The sequence below is a fragment of the Colwellia sp. SU-HH01217 genome (assembly GCF_057543495.1).
The window spans coordinates 287,222-309,245 of record NZ_BAAJLX010000002.1 but is presented as its reverse complement, the minus strand read 5'-3'; the positions used below and the strand labels follow the sequence as shown (position 1 = coordinate 309,245).

General features: G+C 37.4%; 16 protein-coding genes. 14 read left to right on the top strand and 2 right to left on the bottom strand.

Going from position 1 to position 22,024, the window contains the following annotated elements; translation table 11 throughout:
* Positions 1-217 precede the first annotated feature (217 nt).
* The 10 genes from recA (at position 218) to nirD (ending at position 13,498) form a co-directional block, all read left to right on the top strand.
* A complete protein-coding gene (gene recA, locus AC27G3_RS04540; RefSeq protein ID WP_487119209.1) occupies positions 218-1,255 on the top strand; it encodes a recombinase RecA in 1,038 nt (345 codons plus the stop codon).
* 222 nt (positions 1,256-1,477) lie between these two features.
* Positions 1,478-2,485: an AraC family transcriptional regulator gene (locus AC27G3_RS04535; RefSeq protein ID WP_487119207.1), complete on the top strand. Its 1,008-nt coding sequence runs from the start codon at positions 1,478-1,480 to the stop codon at positions 2,483-2,485.
* A 133-nt stretch (positions 2,486-2,618) separates the two neighbouring features.
* Positions 2,619-3,290 (top strand): c-type cytochrome, encoded by a 672-nt coding sequence (locus AC27G3_RS04530; RefSeq protein ID WP_487119205.1) that lies wholly within the window; start codon positions 2,619-2,621, stop codon positions 3,288-3,290.
* A gap of 14 nt (positions 3,291-3,304) precedes the next feature.
* Positions 3,305-4,585: a cytochrome-c peroxidase gene (locus AC27G3_RS04525; RefSeq protein ID WP_487119203.1), complete on the top strand. Its 1,281-nt coding sequence runs from the start codon at positions 3,305-3,307 to the stop codon at positions 4,583-4,585.
* A gap of 1 nt (position 4,586) precedes the next feature.
* Positions 4,587-6,104, top strand: a complete 1,518-nt coding sequence (locus AC27G3_RS04520; protein WP_487119201.1) for a parallel beta-helix domain-containing protein — start codon at positions 4,587-4,589, stop codon at positions 6,102-6,104.
* A gap of 177 nt (positions 6,105-6,281) precedes the next feature.
* Entirely contained in the window at positions 6,282-7,223 is a 942-nt protein-coding gene (lhpI, locus tag AC27G3_RS04515) for a bifunctional Delta(1)-pyrroline-2-carboxylate/Delta(1)-piperideine-2-carboxylate reductase (protein ID WP_487119199.1), read from the top strand.
* Positions 7,224-7,249: 26 nt separating this feature from the next.
* Positions 7,250-8,560, top strand: coding sequence for an aminopeptidase P family protein (locus AC27G3_RS04510; protein ID WP_487119197.1), 1,311 nt, complete (start codon positions 7,250-7,252; stop codon positions 8,558-8,560).
* A gap of 198 nt (positions 8,561-8,758) precedes the next feature.
* Complete coding sequence (locus AC27G3_RS04505; protein WP_487119195.1) at positions 8,759-10,324, top strand: sensor histidine kinase; 1,566 nt, start codon at positions 8,759-8,761, stop codon at positions 10,322-10,324.
* Positions 10,325-10,592: 268 nt separating this feature from the next.
* Entirely contained in the window at positions 10,593-13,127 is a 2,535-nt protein-coding gene (nirB, locus tag AC27G3_RS04500) for a nitrite reductase large subunit NirB (protein WP_487119193.1), read from the top strand.
* Positions 13,128-13,147: 20 nt separating this feature from the next.
* Entirely contained in the window at positions 13,148-13,498 is a 351-nt protein-coding gene (gene nirD / locus AC27G3_RS04495; RefSeq protein ID WP_487119191.1) for a nitrite reductase small subunit NirD, read from the top strand.
* Between the two features lie 364 nt (positions 13,499-13,862).
* Here nirD and AC27G3_RS04490 read toward each other — a convergent pair whose 3' ends face one another.
* Together AC27G3_RS04490 and AC27G3_RS04485 are read right to left on the bottom strand one after the other, a co-directional pair.
* On the bottom strand, positions 13,863-15,149 hold the full coding sequence (locus AC27G3_RS04490; protein ID WP_487119189.1) for an NAD(P)/FAD-dependent oxidoreductase: 1,287 nt from the start codon (positions 15,147-15,149) through the stop codon (positions 13,863-13,865).
* Between the two features lie 10 nt (positions 15,150-15,159).
* Positions 15,160-16,191 (bottom strand): proline racemase family protein, encoded by a 1,032-nt coding sequence (locus AC27G3_RS04485; protein ID WP_487119187.1) that lies wholly within the window; start codon positions 16,189-16,191, stop codon positions 15,160-15,162.
* A 546-nt stretch (positions 16,192-16,737) separates the two neighbouring features.
* Here AC27G3_RS04485 and AC27G3_RS04480 point away from each other — a divergent pair.
* The 4 genes from AC27G3_RS04480 (at position 16,738) to AC27G3_RS04465 (ending at position 22,017) form a co-directional block, all read left to right on the top strand.
* A complete protein-coding gene (locus AC27G3_RS04480; RefSeq protein ID WP_487119185.1) occupies positions 16,738-17,751 on the top strand; it encodes a 4-hydroxyproline epimerase in 1,014 nt (337 codons plus the stop codon).
* Positions 17,752-17,837: 86 nt separating this feature from the next.
* On the top strand, positions 17,838-19,370 hold the full coding sequence (locus AC27G3_RS04475) for an aldehyde dehydrogenase (NADP(+)) (RefSeq protein ID WP_487119183.1): 1,533 nt from the start codon (positions 17,838-17,840) through the stop codon (positions 19,368-19,370).
* Between the two features lie 169 nt (positions 19,371-19,539).
* Entirely contained in the window at positions 19,540-20,208 is a 669-nt protein-coding gene (locus AC27G3_RS04470) for a GntR family transcriptional regulator (protein WP_487119182.1), read from the top strand.
* A 279-nt stretch (positions 20,209-20,487) separates the two neighbouring features.
* On the top strand, positions 20,488-22,017 hold the full coding sequence (locus AC27G3_RS04465; protein WP_487119180.1) for a SulP family inorganic anion transporter: 1,530 nt from the start codon (positions 20,488-20,490) through the stop codon (positions 22,015-22,017).
* The last annotated feature ends 7 nt before the right edge of the window (positions 22,018-22,024 follow it).

Genomic DNA, 22,024 nt, shown 5'->3' with positions numbered 1-22,024 from the left:
TAATATCAGCAGTATATGATTTAGTAACTTTTTTGTTGGTTTTTCTAAAAAGTTATTAAGGATGATATAATTTATTTATATCAATAAGTTAAAAGTATAGGTTTTTATTATTTTACTTAATAAAAAAATAAATTGTAAAAAAACTTGATACTGTACGACCATACAGTATACTTGCTTCATCAAAACGAAATTCCAGAAGTTATCAGCGGAGCAAAATATGAAAGACGATAAAGAAAAAGCATTAGCAGCAGCCTTAGGCCAAATTGAAAGACAATTTGGTAAAGGATCTATTATGAAGCTTGGCGATAATAATACGATGGATGTAGAAACTATTTCTACAGGTTCGTTAGGATTAGATATTGCGCTAGGTGCTGGAGGTTTACCTTTAGGCCGTGTGGTTGAAATTTATGGACCAGAGTCAAGTGGTAAAACAACCCTGACACTAGAAGTAATCGCAGAGGCTCAACGTAAAGGTAAAGTTTGTGCTTTTATTGATGCAGAGCATGCACTTGATCCAATTTATGCTGAAAAATTAGGTGTGAATATTAATGACTTGTTAATTTCACAACCAGACACTGGTGAACAAGCTTTAGAAATTGTTGATATGTTAACGCGCTCTGGTGCCATCGACGTTATTGTTGTCGATTCTGTTGCTGCTTTAACCCCTAAAGCTGAAATTGAGGGAGACATGGGAGATTCTCACATGGGCCTTCAAGCACGTATGCTTTCTCAAGCTATGCGTAAATTAACCAGTAACTTAAAAAAATCGAATACTATGCTAATTTTTATTAACCAAATTCGTATGAAAATTGGTGTTATGTTTGGCAGCCCTGAAACAACTACTGGTGGTAATGCATTAAAATTTTATGCTTCTGTACGTTTAGATATTCGTCGTATTGGTGCGGTTAAAAACGGCGATGAAATTGTCGGGAATGAAACTCGGGTTAAAGTCGTAAAAAATAAAATTGCGCCGCCGTTTAAACAAACTGAATTTCAAATACTTTATGGTGAAGGTATTAATAGTTTAGGCGAGTTAATTGAATTAGGCGTTAAAAATGGTTTTGTTGAGAAAGCAGGCGCTTGGTATAGTTGTAATGGTGAGCGAATTGGTCAAGGCAAAGCAAATGCCGCTAAGTATTTAGAGGAGCATCCTGAAATGGCCAAAGATGTTGATACTAAATTACGAGACTTACTATTAACAAAAGCCTTACCAGCTGAAAAAGAAGAAGTATTGGTTGAATCTGAAGCTGAGTAGTCTGAATCAATAAGTATCAATAAACAAAAACGATAACGACGGTTATCGTTTTTTTTTAGTTAAAATTTATCTAGTTTCAATTTTGATAAATTGCGTTTAGACTACTGAAAGTCATACTTTTTCTTTTTGATTAACCTTTTTCTAATTTATCTGGCTTATAGAACTCATTATATGCAATCTCTTCAACTGTTTTTTTATAATTTTGTTTTAGCGCAAATGTTAATGAGCACCATTATTTTGCTGCCACTATGGAATAAAAATCAATCTATTCGTTTATACATTTTACTGATGATAAGCAGTAGTGGTTATCTGCTTGGAGAAATATACGCGCCTAGTTCTGTTGATTCTTTAGCGCACTGGTTTGAATTAATTGGTGGTAATGCACTACCGGGGTTATTTTGGTTAGTGAGTTTAAGTGTATTTGGTGATCACGTTATTTTAAAACGTTGGCAATATATAATTGCTTCATTAACTTTATTCGTGCCACTCACTAAAGAAATTACACAAGTGTTATGGTCGTATCAATTATCCGATTATCAAGCGTTTTATGGTTTTGTAAAATATAGCTCTATGTTGTTAGAGCTGGTGTTAATTGCTCATGCGCTAATGATTGCTGCTCAGCAGTGGCGTGACGATTTAGTACAAGACAGACGTTACATTCGCGGCGGCTTTATCACATTTTCAGCAATGTATCTTTTTCTTGTGATTGTAATGAATGATATTTTGACACTAGAGTGGCTTTGGTTAGATTTAATGAAAAGTCTTCTTTTAGCTATATTAATTGCAGGAACAAACTTTTTATTATTTCGTTTACGTGAGGCAAGTTTATTTGAAGTGGTAAAAACAAAAGTAACACCTGTTGCAGAAGTTAAAGCTCCATCAAAAGCCTTAAGCAAAGTGATTGCTTCTATGGTTGAAGATAAGCTTTACCAACAAGATGGCATGACAATTTCTAGCTTAGCAAAACACCTTTGCATACATGAATATAAATTACGTCATTTAATTAATGGTGAATTAAATTATCGTAACTTTAATGACTTTTTAAACTATTACCGTATTAAAGAAGTCACAGAAAAACTAGGCCAACATGAATACAGTGGAGTGCCTGTATTAACATTAGCGTTAGAGAGTGGCTTTAGAAGTTTAAGCTCTTTTAATAAAGTATTTAAAAGTACACACCATGCTACACCTACCGAGTATAGAAAAAGAATATTAGCGCAAACTTTGTAAAACACACCTAGTTACATCCTATAATTGCTGATGAATTTTAGAATTCGTCAGCTTTTTTTGGTAATCCGTAAGCTTTTTTAAAATAACAACTCTATATTTAGCTGATAAATATTTATGTTTGTTACAAGGCTTAATGATGTTATTTAATTTCTCTTATTCTTATCTGGTACGATTATTTTTACTTTTTAGCAGTATTTTTTCATTGAGTGTTTTGGCTAACTCTGCATCAAGTGGCGAAGCTTTATATCAACAATGTGCTGTTTGTCATGGAGCAGCAGGAGAAGGTAATGAACAATTAAATGCTCCAGCACTTGCAGGACAATTTGATTGGTACATAACTCGTCAATTAAACAATTTTTCAAGTGCATTGCGCGGCGCTCACAAAGATGACTTGCACGGAAAGCAAATGGCTAGTATTGCCAAGGGCCTAACCAGTGAAAGTGATACTTTACTGTTGAGCCAGTTTATTAATTCATTTCCTGAACCCGTAGTTAATACGACAAGTAGTGCTCAAATAGATGCAGCTTCACTTAAAAATGGCAGCCGATACTATCACGCAAAATGCGGCGCTTGTCACGGTGGTGAAGGTCAAGGAAATAAAGCCTTCAATGCTCCTAAATTGAATATGCTCAATACTGACTACTTATTAAGACAAATGAATAACTTTTCCACAGGTATTCGTGGCACAGAAAAGGCCGATAAACTGGGAAGGCAAATGGCGATGATGGCTAAAACAACGTCAGGGCAAGAGCTTAAAGATATTGTTTATTACCTTACTACTATGAAAAATAGTGATGTTAAGTAGGGAGGCTGCGATTAATGATTAATTTTTTACTACCGTCACTTGTAAAAGGTTCACTATTAACTTACCTGGTTATACTAAGTTTTTTGGTGACTCAAATAGGCAATGCTACTGATATTGCTGATAATAACTTTGCACTTAAAGACAACTGTCCACCAAGTTTTGAGTTAATCAAACAGTCAGAGAAAAGTATATGCCGATTAGTAACCTTATATCAATTTTATGATTCAGTTCAAGACAGAGGGTTAGGTGGCACGCAAACTTCATTACCTAAGCATCGAGATGGTTTTACACCGGAGCAAATTGATTTAGGCCGATACTTATTTTTTGATCCGCTGTTATCCAAAGATGGTTCTATTTCTTGTGCAAGCTGTCATCAACCTGATAAAGGATTTAGTGACGACTTAGATCGAAGTATTGGTATTACAGGTGAAAAAGTCACCCGTGGTGCGCCAACATTATGGAATGTTGCCTTTTTAGACAAGTTCTTTTGGGATGCGCGTTCAACGACTTTAGAAGATCAAGCCCAAGGCCCATTGTTTGATCCTAAAGAAATGGGAAATACTCCCGAGAACCTTTTACAGTCATTGAAAACTAACACAATTTATCCAACATTATTTGCACAAGCATTTCCTGAGCAAGAAACTATAAATTTAGAGCAGGTATATACCGCTATTAGCGCTTTTCAAGCCTCATTAATATCGCTAAATAGTCGTTATGATCGATATGCTCATGGTTATCATCAAGCCTTAACTGAGAACGAAATCGCAGGATTAAATGTATTTCGTTCGTTTGTAGCCCGTTGCGCTGAGTGCCATCAACCACCTTTATTTACCAATAATCAAATTGCCGTTATTGGTACACCAGAGCCTGAAGGACAGGTATTTGATGTTGGAGCTGAAAAAACATACAACGAGAAAAAATTAAGAGGTGCATTTAAAGTACCTACGCTTAGAAATATTACAAAATCAGCACCTTATATGCATTCAGGTCGATACGATAATTTATTAGATACCGTGAAATTCTATAATGATGGTCGAGGTAACGCAGTGCCTGAAGATGAAGATTTATTACTGCATTGGCATATTTCTGAGCCTGATTTAACAGATAAAGAAATGCAGCTGGTTGTTGAGTTTTTAGGTGCGTTAACTGATGAAAGCTTAACACCAGAAATTCCAAATGAAGTGCCATCAGGTTTAGCGGTTATCGATATAAAATATCAATTATCAAAACAAAGTGAACAAGTTAATCAGCAACAACAATTACAACAAAAAAATAAACGACAAAGTGGAGAATAATATGAGTGCAGGCAAGGTAATCAGTGTCTTATTAGTAGTAGGGGCCTTTGCAGGAGGCGTGTACTATGGAGGAAGTAATAGCTCTCCTGTTATTACAAGCTCTAAAGGTGGGGCAAGCTATAGTGGTGGTTACGATAAGTCATCAGAGGAAGCTAACCAAAGTTCAAAGAGTAAAAGCACCGTATTAAAAAGAGAAGTAGAAGGCACCACTCACACTGTGAATGATGGCGATAGCATCATGGACGCTGTTCAGCTAGCAAAACCTGGCGACACCATTCAAATTATGCCGGGTAATTATCACGAAACTGTTTATATTGATAAAGACGATATACATGTTATTGGTGTGATTAAAGAAGGAGAGCGAGCTACACTTGATGGCAAAGATCTACTTAATGATGCTATTTTATACTCAGGTAATAATATTATTATTGAAAACTTATTGATCACCCGTTACAAAGGTAACGGCATTATGGGTCAAGCAGGTAATAATTTTGAAATTCGAAATAACATTATTGTTGATACTGGCGTATACGGAATTTTCCCGCAATTAGGAAAAAACGGCTTAGTTGAATATAACGTTATCTCTGGCATTGAAGATGCTGCTATCTATGTTGGTATGAGTGATAATATTCACGTAGCCTATAACGATGTTTTTGACAGTGTGGCAGGTATTGAGATTGAAAACTCTCGTCATGCCATAGTTGAAAATAATTATGTTCATAATAATACTGGTGGAATTTTAGCTTTTATCACTCCAGGTTTACCGATTAAAACCACTTTCGACGTAATTATTCGTAATAACTTTATTTCAGCAAATAACCATAAAAACTTCGGTGCGCCTGGCTCTACCGTTGGCGGAATTCCTGCCGGTACGGGAATACTTATTATGGCAGCCGACGATGTTATTGTTGAAGGAAATATTATTTCAGACAACAAAACAGCAGGGATTTTAATCACTGACCATCACAATGCACCTAACGTTACCATTGATCCTGAGTCAGATCCTGTGCCTGATCGCGTGATGATCTTAGATAATTTAATGCTTAACAATGGTTACGACACAATTGATGAAGTTAAAGCATTAATGTTGACGGAATTTAAGCAAGGTAAGGCTGATATTGTGTCTATTGGCGCAAAAGATGGTTGTATCATTAACCGTCATCGCTATGTAACGGTTGGAATTAAAAGCTTTAAAGAGTGTAGCTTTACTAATACAGCTTCTACTGATAGCTACCTTTTAGATGAGCCAGTTCCACCAAGAATGATCGACCCTGCTGAACGAGGAAAAGTCGTTTATATGGGGATTTGTGCAGGGTGTCACACATACACAGGACGAATGATTGGTCCTCCAGTGCAAATTATTCAGGCGTTATATATGGATAACCCACAAGGTATAGCGGATTATATTAATAAACCAACTAAGAAACGTGAAGATTATCCTGAAATGCCACCACAAAATTACTTAGATGCAGAAACGCGATTAGCAGCGGCTAAGTATATGTTAAGCCGGAGTAACTAGTAGCGCTACATAGTTTCAGAGAATATTAACACTTATGGAAACAGTACGATTTATCGTGCTGTTTTTTTTTGCAAATTTAACTTGGGATAATATCTGAACTTTTAAATTGGTATACAGTATGCAATAATGCCGGTTGATTTAATATTGGTTTTATCACTTATTATTACGAGGCTATACATGTTAACCATTTCCGCGAAGACAATAGATCAAGCATTACAATTCCCCCTATTAATCGACGCACTTGAGCAAGCATTTGCAGATGATTTAACCGTGCCTCCACGCCTGCATTATGATATGGAAAACCCCAAGTCTAGCCGTGAAACTACCTTGTTAATGATGCCTGCATGGCAAGCAGGAGAAGTAGCTGGCATAAAAATCGTAACAGTGGCTCCTGAAAATAGTCAAAAAGACTTACCGTCAATTCAGGGGACATACTTACTGTTAGATGTTGATACAGGCTCTATGATTGCCATGATGGACGCTCCTGCGATTACAGCAAAGCGAACAGCTGCAGCTTCTGCACTAGGATCGCGCTTTTTATCACGTGAAAACAGTGAAAATTTATTAGTGATTGGCACAGGCACCTTATCTTCTCAACTTATTGCTGCCCATGCCAGTGTACGGCCAATTAAAAAAGTAAAAGTGTGGGGCCGAACAATAGAAAAGGCACAGGCGGTGTGCGATCTTGTCAGTCATTTACATCTAGATTGTCAGCCGGTAACGGATATTGAAAGTAATATTGCTGATGCTGACATCATTTCATGTGCAACTCTGAGTCAAAATCCTCTCGTTTTTGGTCAATGGTTAAAGCCCGGTCAACATTTAGATATGGTTGGAGCCTATCGTCCTGACATGCGTGAAATGGACGATGAATGTATGACTCGAGGGCGTATTTTTGTAGATAACACTTCGTCTGCTGTCAGAGAAACAGGCGACATAGCTATACCACTTGCTAATAAGGTTATTACTCTTGACGATATTGAAGCCGATTTATTCGCTTTGTGTAGAAAACAAATGGTTATTACCCGCGATGTTAACGACATTACTGTTTTTAAGTCAGTCGGGCATGCATTAGAAGATTTAGCAGCAGCTAAGCTTGTTGCAGATTTTGTTAAATAAGTAAACGAGTAAATTTGAGAGGTTCTATGCTAAATATGAAGTTTTTTGCCGAGCGTCGCGCTTGGTTAATGAATCAACTTGATGAAGATTCGGTTGTGATAGTCGTTGGTAATACTGCTAAAACACGCAGTAAAAATATTAAATATCATTTTAGGGCTGATAATGATTTGTATTACCTTACCGGATTTACTGAGCAAAATTCGGTAGCTGTTATTCGGCCCAAACACCTAAATAACTTTATCCTATTTACTCGACCAAACGATGCCGACGCTGAAACAAGTTTTGGTGCTCGAGCAGGAATAGAGGGCGTTAAGCAAAAATTTGGTGCTAATCAAGCTTTTGATATTAATGATATAAATAGCGAGTTGCTTCACTTATTGGAAGAGCGAAGTAAAGTTTACTACCTAGATGAGCAAGGTATTTACAGCGACCAAATTTTAACATGGATCAATCACCAAAAACGAAATACCGGCTTTGATACGATAAAGCAGCATCGACAATTATTGCCTTTAGCGCCAATTTTACATAATAAACGTGTGATTAAGTCTGATGAAGAAGTGGTCTTAATTAAAAAAGCGGTACAAGCGTCAGTAAGCGCTCATAAAAAAGTCATGCAATTAGCAAAAGTTGGCATGAATGAACTACAGATTGAATCAGCATTTAATCATGAAATTGCTGAGTATGGTTGTCGCGATGTTAGTTATCCTTCTATTGTCGCTAGCGGCAATAATGCCTGCTGCTTGCACTATGAAGATAATAACTGTGTATTAGAAGATGGTAAATTGCTACTTATTGATGCTGGCGCAGAATATCAATACTACTGCAGTGACATTACGCGTACTTGGCCTGTTAATGGTAAATTTTCTGTTGAGCAAGCACAGTTGTATCAAATTGTGCTTAACGCACTTGATAGCGCAATTGCAATCATTAAACCTGGCTTGTCTTGGCACAAAATTTATCAAACTTGTGTTGAACAAATGGCGAAAGGACTCTTGGAACTTGGTTTATTAACGGGCACCTTTGAGCAAGTCATGGCAGATGAGTCCTATAAAAAGTTCACAGTACATAAAACAGGTCATTGGTTAGGAATGGATGTCCACGATGTGGGAAGTTACCACCAAGCAGATAATACTTGGGTAGAGTTAGCAGCCAACATGATATTTACCATTGAACCTGGCATTTACATTCCTGAAAACTGCACATCGGTTGATGAAAAGTGGCGGGGCATTGGCATTAGAATTGAAGATGATATTTTAGTGACAAGTCAGGGCGTTGAAAACTTGTCAAAAGACGTGCCAAGAACCATTGAAGAAATAGAAAAAATAAGGGCGATTTAATTAACATGCTTTAAGGGGAGTTTTTTTGTTTTATCAATTAAATACCCCTTTATATGTTAATGAATTGCTAAATAATCACCATTAGTATTGACTTTTTTTTGTTAGCTGCATTTAATGAGGTAAAGCAACTAACAAGGACAGTAAAAGCTGCCAATCCGGTCGGGATATTTTTATAAGCTAATTTACTGAAAAGTGTTCATGACTAAAACAAATGGTATTAATAACAAATTAAGCCAACGTGTATTAATTTACATCGTTTTATGTAGCTCAGTTTTGTCTATTTGTTCTACCTTTGTACAGTTATATTCTGACTTTAATGATGATCTTGTTTATTTAGATCAAAAGTTTGAAAGTATTAACACCAGTTACCTTCCTTCTATTGCTACAAGTTTATGGGACTTTAATCAAACCTTAGTTGAACAACAAATTAAAGGGATTGTCGAGCTCTCTGATATTCAGTACGTTAAAATAGTGACCGACTTTGGTAATGAATATTCGTCTGGTGATCCTAATGCACAAACCACTAAATATTTAGAGTATCCAATTAATTATGGTGGCGGCACCATAGGAACTCTTCAAATATCGGCCAATTACCATGATATTTACTCTGCGCTTTGGCAAAAAGCTAGTTTTATCATTACTTCCGAATTCATTAAAATTTTTATTGTGGCCTTTTGTCTTATTTTTATTGTTCATAAGTTGATTACGAGGCACATCTATTTAATCACTGATTATTCACAGCAACTCAGTGGCGATAATTTAGATCTGCCTTTGGCCTTAGTTAATCGCTCTGGAAAAAAAGATGAGTTAGATTTTTTGGTTGATGCCATTAACGCTATGCGCATAAAACTGAAAAATGACATAATTAAATTAGAAGAAGCCGAGAATGCTCTTATCTCTCTTAACGGTGAATTAGAGGTAAAAGTGTTTGATCGTACTTCAAAATTAGCTAGCACTAATGAGCAGTTACAACACAGTCTAGATAATCTTACATTAGCGAAAGATCAATTGGTACAGTCTGAAAAAATGGCTTCACTGGGGCAATTAGTCGCAGGTGTTGCTCATGAAGTTAATACGCCATTAGGTATTTGTGTTACCTCTATCACTGCGTTAAAAGAAAAAATCGACGATTTGGTCAAAGCTGTCGATTCAGAAGAGTTAACCAAATCCTACCTTTCAAATACTTTAAATTTGTTGATTGAATATCAACAAATTATTGAGCGTAGCTTAAATAAGTCTGTTGAATTAATTCGCGGTTTTAAATCGGTTGCAGTTGAGCAGCATACAGATCCTGAAATTAATATTAATTTATTTGGGCATGTTACAGACGTGGTTAATACTGTAAAAACAATGTTTAAACATAAAAAGTATCAAATTTCTGTATCGGTAGATCCTGAACTAAACTTAATTACTTACCCTAGCGCTTGGAACCAAATTTTAACTAACTTTTTGATGAACTCACATATACATGGTTTTGAAGGTTGTGTTGAAGGTGAAATAAGTATTGAGTTTACTGAAAGTAGTGGCTATTTAACCCTGTTATATAGTGATAATGGTAAAGGGTTGAGTGACGAAATTAGAGAGAAAATATTCGATCCTTTCGTAACCACCAAAAGAGGGCAAGGCGGTTCGGGCTTAGGTATGAATATTGTTTATACTCTCGTTGATGCAAAACTTGAGGGCACTATAAGGGTACTTAAAACAGAACAAGGCTGCGCTTTTAAAGTTAAAGTACCTATACATAAAAAGACTGTAACGAAGTAGCGCTTACGTACTATATAAAGAATATAAAAATACAAAACACCTAAGGGTATGTCGTTAGCTTAGGTGTGTAAACGGTCATTTAGTTGCACCAATTAAACATACACCCTTCCTAAATTATGCACTTTAATTGTGCATGTTTAATTTATCATAGTTTTCCTTTTTATTATTAATTCATTAAAAACATAGACTTATGTTTTTCGTTGTCGTTGGTACAAGCTTTGCAATCTTGGATTTATAAATCTCAAATAATGTAGATTCAGGAAAACACATGAGTAATAAAATTAATTTAGTTGTTATCGGTAATGGTCCGGTTGGGCATCATTTTTTAGAGTCTTTGGTGCAAAGTGGTAAGTCGGGGAATTATAACATCACAGTGTTTGGTGAAGAAGTAAGACCTGCGTATGATCGTGTACGTTTAACGGCTTGGTTTGATACTCGTGATGCTGCCGACATTAATATGGTAGAACAAGGCTTTTATCCCAGTAATGATATTACGCTTTTTACTAGTGATAAAGTGGTTGCCATAGATCGCTCAGCTAAAACTGTTACCTCACAAACAGGTAAAATTGTAAACTACGATAAGATTATTTTAGCCACTGGCTCTTACCCTTTTGTCCCTCCAGTACCTGGCTTTGACAGAGAAAATGTTTTTGTATATCGCACCATTGAAGACTTAGAAGCTATAACAGCAGCGGCACAAAAAGGCAAAACAGGCGCGGTAATTGGTGGAGGCTTATTAGGTCTTGAAGCAGCTAAAGCTTTAAAGGACTTATCTTTAGAAACTCATGTTGTTGAGTTTGCCCCAAGATTAATGGCGGTTCAAATAGATGATGGTGGCGGCAAAATGCTGCGCAAAAAAATTGAAGATATTGGCGTTAGTGTGCATACCGAAAAAAATACCAAGAGTATTACCGATGGTGAAAACGCTGTACACAAAATGAGTTTTGCTGATGGCGAAAGCTTAGAAATAGATATTATAGTGTTTTCCGCTGGTATTAGACCCAGAGATGAACTCGCTAAATCATCCGATCTAAAAATGGGCGAACGTGGTGGCATTGTTATTAATGACCAATGTCAAACAAGTGATGAGGATATTTATGCCATTGGTGAAGTTGCTTTGTGGGAAAATAAAATATTTGGTTTAATTGCCCCTGGTAATGCAATGGCAAAAGCGGCATGTGAACATTTACTTGGCGATAGTGGTAATGAGTTTACCGGCGCCGACATGAGCACAAAGCTTAAGTTAATGGGCGTAGATGTAGCCTCAATTGGCGATGCTCATGGCAATACACCAAACAGTCGCAGTTATACTTTTGTCAATGATCGTGATGAAGTTTATAAAAAAATAGTCGTTTCTGAAGATGATAAGTATCTACTAGGTGCCGTGCTTATTGGCGACGCAAGTGAATATGGCAACTTATTACAGTTTATGCTTAACAAAATGGAACTTCCTAGTGAACCAGAAGGCTTAATATTGCCACAAGTTGATGGTCAATCAACTGGACTCGGTGTTGATGCACTGCCTGAAACCGCTCAGTTATGTTCTTGTATGAATGTAACTAAAGCTGATGTGGTATGCGCGGTCAGCGAGGGTGCAACTAATATAGGTGATATTAAAAATGTCACCAAAGCTGCTACGGGTTGTGGTGGCTGTACGGCGTTAATTACCCAAGTTCTTAATTGTGAATTAGAGAAAAATGGTGTTGAAGTAAACACTGATCTTTGTGAGCACTTTGCTTATACCCGCCAAGATTTATATAACATTATTCGTGTTGAAAAAATAAAAAGTTTTGAGGCATTACTTGAAAAGCATGGCTCTGGTTTAGGTTGCGATATTTGTAAGCCTACAGCAGCCTCACTATTAGCTTCTTGTTGGAATGATTACATTCTTGAAAAACCATTACACGGTTTACAAGATACCAATGATTACTTTATGGGAAATATGCAAAAAGATGGCACTTATTCCGTTGTGCCACGTGTTGCAGGTGGTGAGATTACCCCAGACAAGTTGATTGTTTTAGGTGAAGTGGCTAAAAAATATAACCTTTATACCAAAATTACCGGTGGACAACGGGTCGATTTGTTTGGTGCTCGCTCTGAGCAATTACCACCCATTTGGCGAGAACTTATCGATGCAGGTTTCGAAACAGGTCATGCATACGGTAAATCATTACGTACGGTTAAGTCTTGTGTTGGCGATACCTGGTGTCGATACGGCGTACAAGACTCTATGGGAATGTCACTATTACTAGAGAATCGTTATAAAGGCTTACGCTCACCACATAAGTTGAAAATGGCGGTATCAGGCTGTACGCGAGAATGTGCTGAAGCACAAAGTAAAGATGTGGGAGTTATTGCCACCGAAAATGGTTGGAATATGTACGTATGTGGGAATGGAGGGATGAAACCAAGACATGCTGACTTATTTGCCTCTGATCTTGATGATGTCACCTTAATTAAATACATAGATCGCTTATTTATGTTTTATGTTAGAACTGCAGATCGTCTACAACGAACTTCTGTTTGGATGGATAACATGGAAGGTGGTTTAGCCTATTTACAATCCGTTATTATTGATGACAAATTGGGCGTTTGTGCTGAGCTAGAAAAAGAAATGAGCACCGTTGTCGAAACTTACCAGTGTGAATGGAAATCTACCCTAGAAGATCCAGAGCGGATGAAACGCTTTAGTCATTTTGTTAATAGCGATAAGAGTGATGACAATGTGGTATTTACTCAAGAGCGCCAACAAATTAGACCAAAAATTAAGAATGAACGTATTGAAGTGACCACCATAGACTAATAATCCAAGAGGACTTTATTATGAGTATGATAGAACAAACAGAAACATGGGTAGATATTTGTAAATTTGAAGATATTCTACAAAACATGGGGCGTTGCGCGCTGTTTGAAAATGAGCAAGTAGCTATTTTTAGAGTTTTAGAAGCAGGTATTGAAAAGATTTACGCTATTGACAATTATTGCCCATTTAGCCAAGCGAATATTATTTCACGTGGCATAGTTGGCAGTGTTTCTGATAAAACGGTGGTTGCTTCTCCTTTGTATAAGCAACACTTTGATTTAGCCACAGGGCAGTGCTTAGAAAACGAAGCTGTATCGATAAAAACGTATAGTGTACGTTTTGAGGCTGGCATGGTGCAATTAGCTGCTTAAAACAATTAGCAAGCCCCAGTAATAAAAAAACCACAATAAGGTAAAAGCATTATTGTGGTTTTATTTTTTTAAGCTTTTTTATTTAACCTGGGCTCGGCTTAACAAATATTTCTCTAGCAGCTATTTTTCCTTACTTCTTCGTTAAATTTCTTGCAATAGGCCAGCTATTGACGCGAAATTTGCCTTGAATTAAGAAAAACTACCAAGCTAGAGTAAAGTAATTATTTACTTATTTTTCAAACTGTTAACCATCTCTTAAACCGAGTTCAGGTTACTTAAGCAGAACTTGCTTTAAGAAATCTTAAACGAAGATATAAAGAAATCGCTGTTACTGTTAGAAAATATTTATTAAGCCGTTTTCAAGCTAATTAAATCGGCTAATCGAAAAAGGACTAATATCTATATCAGTAGCGTTATCTGTAACGACTTGTCCAATTAACTTACCAGTTATAGCCCCTAGTGTTAATCCTAAGTGCTGATGTCCTAGTGCAAAGTAAATATTGTTATGCTGTGGTGCTCGACCTATAACCGGAAGCGAATCGGGTAGAGAGGGTCTAAAACCTAACCACCGTTGATCTTCATTTGCCTCGTTAGCGTTAAAGCTTGGTAAGTTATCAAGCATTTGCTCTGCATGTTGGTAAAGCATGTCTGCGCGTTGCATGTTAGCTTTCTTTTTTAATCCAGCGAATTCTACCGTACCAGCCAATCGCAAGCCATGTGCCATTGGCGTCATAATAAATCGACGCTCAGCAGAGGCTACAGGGCGAGTCAATTCACTGTTTTTAATGTTATTTGCTAAATTTAAACTGTAGCCGCGTTCTACTTCTAAAGGCAATTTATAATTTAATTGCTTCAGTAATGTTTTTGACCAAGCGCCTGTAGCAACAATAACTTGATCAAAAGTGAGTGTTTCGTTGTCACTGGTTAACTCCACACTAGCATTACTGCCATGTTTATAGATTATGTGGTTTACGCTAAATTGTCTGTATTGGCAGCCTAAGGATTGTGCATACCGAGCAATAGCTAGACATACTTGTTGAGGATCAGCGGTATGAGCAACATCAGTGAAATAAAGGGCATGTTGAATTTTATGGCTTAAATTAGGCTCTAGTTCCAGTACTTGATTACGGTTAAGTAATTTTACTGATATACCTGCATCACTATAATGCTTTAATTGCTTTTCGACTTCCGTTAATGGACTGTCTTCAAAAGTTAGTAAACTGCCGTTAGTTGTTAATAAATATTCGGCATTAGCTGCTTTTAATAACGGCTTATAATAGTCAATAGCATGTTTGTTCAGTGATTTAAGCGCTTCACCATTTTGCTTTCGTTTACTGGGGAACATATTTGTAATGAACTTTATAAACCAAGGCAATGCTTGAGGCAAATACATTGGCGATAAACGCACAGGCCCTAGGGGAGCAAGTAATAACTTAGGTAGTTGCCATAATAAGTTCGCTTCAGCCAGGGGGAATACTTGTTCAGTAGCAAAGTGGCCTGCATTACCCTTCGAGCAACCCTCTCCAATATTTTCTTTGTCTAACAATGTCACGTTAAACCCTAGCTTCTGTAGCTCAGCAGCACAGTTCACGCCAATAATACCGGCACCAATAACAGCAACATTGTTGTTTTTTATTGTTGATAACGACATGGTGTTACCCTTATCTTAAAATAAAACCGTTGGGGAAAATATCATCTTTGGCAAGCATGAATTGGTGATCGCCAGTAATAAAAGCTCGGCCGCTGACTCTTGGAATAATGGCCGATTTTCCATAATAATCACAATGTGATTGAATATTTACAATCATTTTTCCGCCAACAATGCTTTCAATGGTCACGTCTTCTTTATCAGCAATATTTTCTTTTACCGCAAGTAAAGCAATTCGTGCACTAACGCCGGTGCCGGTTGGTGATCTATCGACTTCACCGTCGGCAAACACACACACATGACGAGAATGCGAGCTAGGATTATCTGTTTTTGTAGAGTAAAAAATAATGCCATACAAAAAGCTTAAGTCGGTTTCTAACGGATGTTTAATGGTATAGCTCGCCATTACCGCCTTTTTAATTGCGCGACCAGCGTCGATTAATGCCTGTTGGTTTTCCGGAGTACAGTCAAGTCCTAATGCATCGGCATCAACATAACCATAATAAGCACCACCATAGGATAAATCGTAGTTGACTTCACCAAAACCTTCAACATTAACCACTTGATCTAAAGCTTCAACAAAGGAAGGAACATTGTCAAAACTAACAACGAGCTTGTTATCGCTATTAAGGTGAGCATAGGCACTAATAAAGCCTGCTGGTGCGTCAATACCAATGACTTGATTGGGGGATGGCATATCTATCGCTCTAGTTTCAATAGCAACTGAGACCACCGCAATGATGCCATGGCCACACATACTGCTATAACCTTCGTTATGCATAAATAAAATACCAAAATCGGCTTCTTTAGTGCAAGGCTCGGTAATAAGAGCGCCATACATATCTGCATGACCGCGAGGTTCAAACATCAATAATTGACGAAGGTGATCTAAGTGTTCGGTTACATACTGGCGTTTTTCAAGAATAGTACTACCAATAATTTCTGGGTAGCCTGAAGATATAATGCGCAAAGGTTCGCCTTCTGTGTGTGCATCAACCGTATGTATTTTTTGGTATTGTGTTAAATTATCAACGCTTAACTGCATGTATCCCACCTTTTTTAGAAATAATAAACATTGTGCTTGAACTTTAAAAGAGATTGTATACAATATGCTTTGTTGTTTCTAGGAATACTTTACGGTATTTGTACTAAATTTAACGCAAACGCCATAACTGCATATGGGCAAGGTAATTATCTAGCGGTAGTAGATAATATAACAAAGGTTTATCTACTAACGTCGGCGCGCCTCAATTTATGACTGATATCATCATTAAATAAGGTGTTACACGTCGTATTTTTATATTGTTTTGGTGTTGTTGATATTTCTATAAAATTTGCCGTGAACTTAGTCAAAACATGAAACATTGGTATCGATAGCTTGATGGTATTATCTGGTATAATTTACTAATTAGATAAAGCCGAAGCGATTCATCATAACCAACAAGATACTTGTAACTGTGCTCGCTGAACGTGTTAACTATTTGCGTGGTCTACACAGGCTAATCGCGTAATAGATAAGCAGGTAACTCGTGGTTTATGAGCTACCTGTTTTGTTGGTTTGTAAAATTGAATTATTTTTTCTGAGAGATGTATGATCAAAGGAACGTTTTTTTGTATTGATGCTCACACTTGTGGAAATCCTGTTAGGTTAGTGACTAGCGGTCACCCTAATTTAAAAGGTGAAACCATGAGCGAAAAGCGTCTAGACTTTATGGCAAATTACGATTGGATTCGTCAAGGGTTGATGTTCGAACCTCGGGGTCATGACATGATGTCTGGTGCATTTTTATACCCACCTTGTAGTGATAATGCTGATGCATCGATATTATTTATTGAAACTTCGGGTTGCTTGCCGATGTGTGGTCACGGCACGATTGGCACAATAACTTCAGCATTAGAAAATGGCTTAATTACGCCGAAAACTCCTGGGAAACTCATTATTGATGTGCCTGCTGGGCAGATTTCCATTGAGTATGAAGAAAATAATGGCAAAGTAAATTCCGTTAAAATATTTAATGTACCCGCATATTTAGCACACCGTGATGTTGTGCTTGAAATACCAGAACTTGGGCCTCTTAAAGTTGATGTTTCTTACGGAGGAAATTTTTACGTTATTGTTGAACCACAAGAAAACTTCCCAGGTATCGATCTTTGGGATGCTGGGCAAATTCTTCGTTGGAGCCCAATAGTCCGTGAAATTGCCAGCCAAACATTAAAGTGTGTTCACCCTGAAGATCCTTCAGTTAATGGTGTTTCGCATGTGTTATGGACAGGTAAATTTCAAACCAATGGATCAGATGCTGCGAATGCGGTTTTTTATGGCGAAAAAGCAATAGATCGTTCTCCATGCGGTACAGGAACCAGTGCACGAATGGCACAATTGTTTACTAAAGGCTTATTAAGCAAAGGTGATACATTTGTCCATGAAAGTTACATAGGTAGTCAGTTTATTGGAAAGATTGAAGACGTTATTGATATTGATATGCCTACCGGAAAAATACCGGCTATTATGCCGAGTATTCAAGGATGGGCAAAAATATTTGGTAGTAACCGTATTACCATTGACGATGATGATCCTTATGCTTTTGGCTTTGTCGTTAAATAGAAATTTAAAAAGGAGAGCTTTCTCCTTAGTTGTAAAAATGAGTGTCGATAACCTTCGACTAAATGAAATTGAAAAGTGAGAACATTATGTCAATTACAGGAAAGAATTTAATCGCAGGCGAATGGTCTGGCGAAACAGAAGGCGGCTTCACCGCATTTAATGCAATCAGTCATGAGGCTATTGCCATTTCTTTTGCTGATGCAACAGAATTAGAAGTCAATACTGCAATTAGTCGTGCGAATGATGCTTTTGCATCGTATAGCCAATTAAGTGCTGAAAAACGCGCACAATTTTTACGTACTATTGGTGAGCAAATTAATGCGTTGGGTGACGAGTTAGTAGAAACTGCTTGTGCTGAAACAGGTTTACCAGCTATGCGTATACAAGGTGAACGAGGCCGTACTGTTGGACAATTAGGTTTATTTGCTAACTTGTTAGAAAGTGGCGAATACCAAGGTGTAATCGATTTAGCTGATAATGATCGTCAACCGTTACCTAAACCCGATACCCGTTTAGGTTATTTGCCTTTAGGCGTTGTTGGGGTATTTGCTGCCAGTAACTTTCCTTTAGCATTCTCAACTGCTGGTGGTGACACCGCTTCTGCATTGGCCGCCGGTTGTCCTGTTGTAATGAAAGCCCATGCTGCGCATCCTGCGACAGCTGAATTAGTTGCTCGTGCTATTTTAAAGGCCATTGACATATGTGGCGTAGATAAAGGTGTTTTTTCGCTTATTCAAGGGAAAAACTATGCTATTGCTAGCCAAATAGTTACTCATCCATTGATTAAAGCTGTAGGATTTACTGGTTCAGAACGTGTTGGAATGATATTGCAACAACAAATTAATGAGCGTCCTGAGCCTATTCCATTCTATGGCGAATTAGGCAGTATTAATCCTCAATTCATTATGCCTGCAAAGCTAGAGAATGATTCAGAAGCAATTGCCCAAGGTCTTGTTGCCTCATTAATGATGGGACAAGGTCAATTTTGTACGAGTCCAGGAGTGTGGGTGGTTGTAGGTAAAGAAACTGATGAAAGCTATCGTCAGTTTATCAACAGCGCAGCACAAAGTTTGAAAGAACAAAGTGCAGGAGTCATGTTAACGCCTGCAATGTGTAAAGCTTACGACAGTGCCGTTGCTCAGAGAACGTCATTGTCTGGCGTTGAATTATTAGAGACAGGGCAATCAGGTAATGAAAAAGAATGTTCTGCGTCGTTATTTACAACAGATTTAACGACATTTATTAATACTCCAGCTTTGCATGAAGAAGTGTTCGGTTTTAGCGCATTAATTGTTCGCTGTGAAGACTTCGCTGAAATGATGCAGTTTATTACTTTATTAAAAGGTAATTTAACGGCGAGTATTCATGGTGTTGATGCTGATCTATCGTTAACTCGTGAAGTTGCGCAAGCTGTGGCACACAAAGTAGGTCGTTTAATTTACAACCAAATGCCTACCGGTGTTGAAGTTTGTGCATCGATGAATCACGGTGGCCCATTCCCTGCGTCAACTAATATTCGTACGACTTCAGTAGGTAGCGAAGCAATAAAACGTTTCCAACGTCCAATTTGTTATCAAAATATGCCAATAGAATTACTTCCTCTGGCATTACAAAGCTAATTTTTGTAATAATAATTAGCGTTTTTGATAAATAAACTTATCTACTAAAAACGCTAATTTTAAGCAAAAAAAGCATGTTATTGGTTGAATAACGTGCTTTTTTGCTATTAATGCTTTGATTTTGATCCTTAATGATTATAATGGATGCAATAATATTAGGGACCCAATAATGACGATAGTATATAAAACAAGAACACAGCTAGTGGTGGAAACGCTTAGAGAAAAAATCCTAAACGGTGAAATTAAGGCTGGGCAACCATTAAGACAAGCAGCCTTAGCAGAAGAATTAAATGTTAGCCGTATACCTGTACGTGAAGCACTTTTGCAATTAGAGGCAGAAGGTTTAGTTTCATTTGAGCCTCATAAAGGCGCAACGGCTACTGAGTTAAGCGTGGATCAAGTGGGTGAATTATTCGACTTGCGTGCTATGCTAGAGTCTGACTTGTTAGCGTCTTCTCTTCCTTTTATTACCGAAGAAAAACTGGATGAAGCAACCGCTATTCTTAAAAAATTAAATAAAGCATTAGGTAAAGAAAATGCTGCGAATACTTGGAGTGAATTAAATTCACAATACCACAACTGTTTGTATTCGGGAGCTACAAGACCACAAACTCAAGATTTAGTTAATACCTTAAATAAAAATGCAGATCGTTATATTCGTATGCATTTATTGTGGGCTGGCGGAATTTCTAGAGCAGAATCTGAACATAATGATTTGCTTGATAAGTGTAAAGCTCGAGATATTGACGGTGCTGTGAAAATATTAAAACAACACGTTTTAGGATCTCGCGATGAAATTAAAGAGTTTTTGAGACAGCGTGAAGCTGCTAATTCGTAACGCTCTGGGTATTTAAAATTCACCTATTTATATCCAGTAACACCCGCTTAATCATTTCTCGATAAGTTGATATAAGAATAACAATAAGTGTTTGTTTAGTTGTTTTAAAAATAAACACTTATTGACATTTTCCCTGTAAATCTATAGTATTCCCGCGCTTTAAAATCCATTAGCATGATAAAAAATATCAGTACTGTTTAGTCGTTCAATGGCAAAACTTTGAACTGATGTGCTTGATTTTTATCACAATCCTATTGCTTTAATAACCGTGAGAAAACAATGTTTGAATTACACGCCAGTAAAGTCTCTAACCTGAAAAATGATGTACTATCAGGTTTAACCGTTGCACTTGCTTTAGTACCTGAAGCTGTTGCATTTGCATTTGTTGCAGGTGTTGAACCCCTTGTTGGATTATATGCTGCCTTTATGGTGGGATTAATTACTTCTATTTTTGGTGGTCGCCCTGGTATGATTTCTGGTGCCACTGGCGCTATGGCTGTTGTTATGGTCAGTTTAGTTGCTATTTATGGAGTAGAGTATTTATTTGCCACAGTGGTGCTCACCGGTTTACTGCAAATATTGGCCGGGATTTTTAAACTCGGAAAATTTATTCGATTGGTTCCTCACCCAGTAATGCTCGGTTTTGTTAATGGTTTAGCGATTGTAATTTTTCTTGCTCAACTTGGGCAGTTTAAAGAAGTAAATGCAGCAGGTGAGTTAGTTTGGATGGTTGGTACGCCACTTTATACAATGGCAGGCCTAATTATTCTTACAATGGCAATTATTCATTTATTTCCAAAATTAACCAAAGCTGTACCTTCTACCCTAGTGGCTATTGTGGTCGTTTCATTGGTAGTTTTTGGTGCTGATTTAGATACTCGCCTTGTTGGCGATATTGCCTCTATTGCCGGCGGCTTGCCTACCTTTAGTATTCCTTCTGTACCTTTTAATTTTGAGACCTTCAGAATTATATTCCCATTTGCTTTAGTTCTTGCTGCTATTGGCTTAATAGAGTCTTTATTAACTTTAACACTAATTGACGAACTAACAGGTACACGTGGGCGTGGTAACAAAGAATGTGTTGCCCAAGGTGCTGCTAATACCGTTACAGGTTTTTTCGGTGGCATGGGTGGTTGTGCCATGATAGGGCAATCGATGATTAATGTTAACTCTGGTGGGCGAGGTCGTGCGTCAGGTATTACAGCAGCACTAGCTTTACTTGGCTTTATTCTTTTTGCTTCTGGGTTAATTGAGCAAATTCCATTAGCGGCACTTGTTGGTGTTATGTTTATTGTTGTTATTGGTACCTTTGAATGGTCAAGCTTCCGTATTTTAAATAAAGTACCTAAAGCAGATGCAATTGTTATTATTCTTGTTTCCGGTGTTACTGTTATTTCAGATTTAGCTGTTGCCGTGGTTGTTGGGGTGATCGTTTCAGCGTTAGTCTTTGCTTGGGAGCATGCAAAGCATATCCTTATTACCCGTAACGAAGATGAAAATGGCTCTACTGTTTATCAAGTGACAGGGCCTTTGTTTTTTGGTTCCGTATCAAACTTTTTAGAGCAATTTACCGTTGAAAATGACAGCAATGATGTCATTATTGATTTTGATCGTTCACGTGTAGCAGATCACTCTGCAATTGAAGCAATAGATACGTTAGCAGAGCGCTATTTAGCTAAAGGTAAAACATTGCACCTTAAGCACTTAAATCAAGAATGTCAGTTATTACTTAAAAAGGCAGGTAACTTGGTTGAGGTAAATGTGATAGAAGATCCTGATTATCATATTGCTTCTGATAAGTTAGAATAAAAGCAAT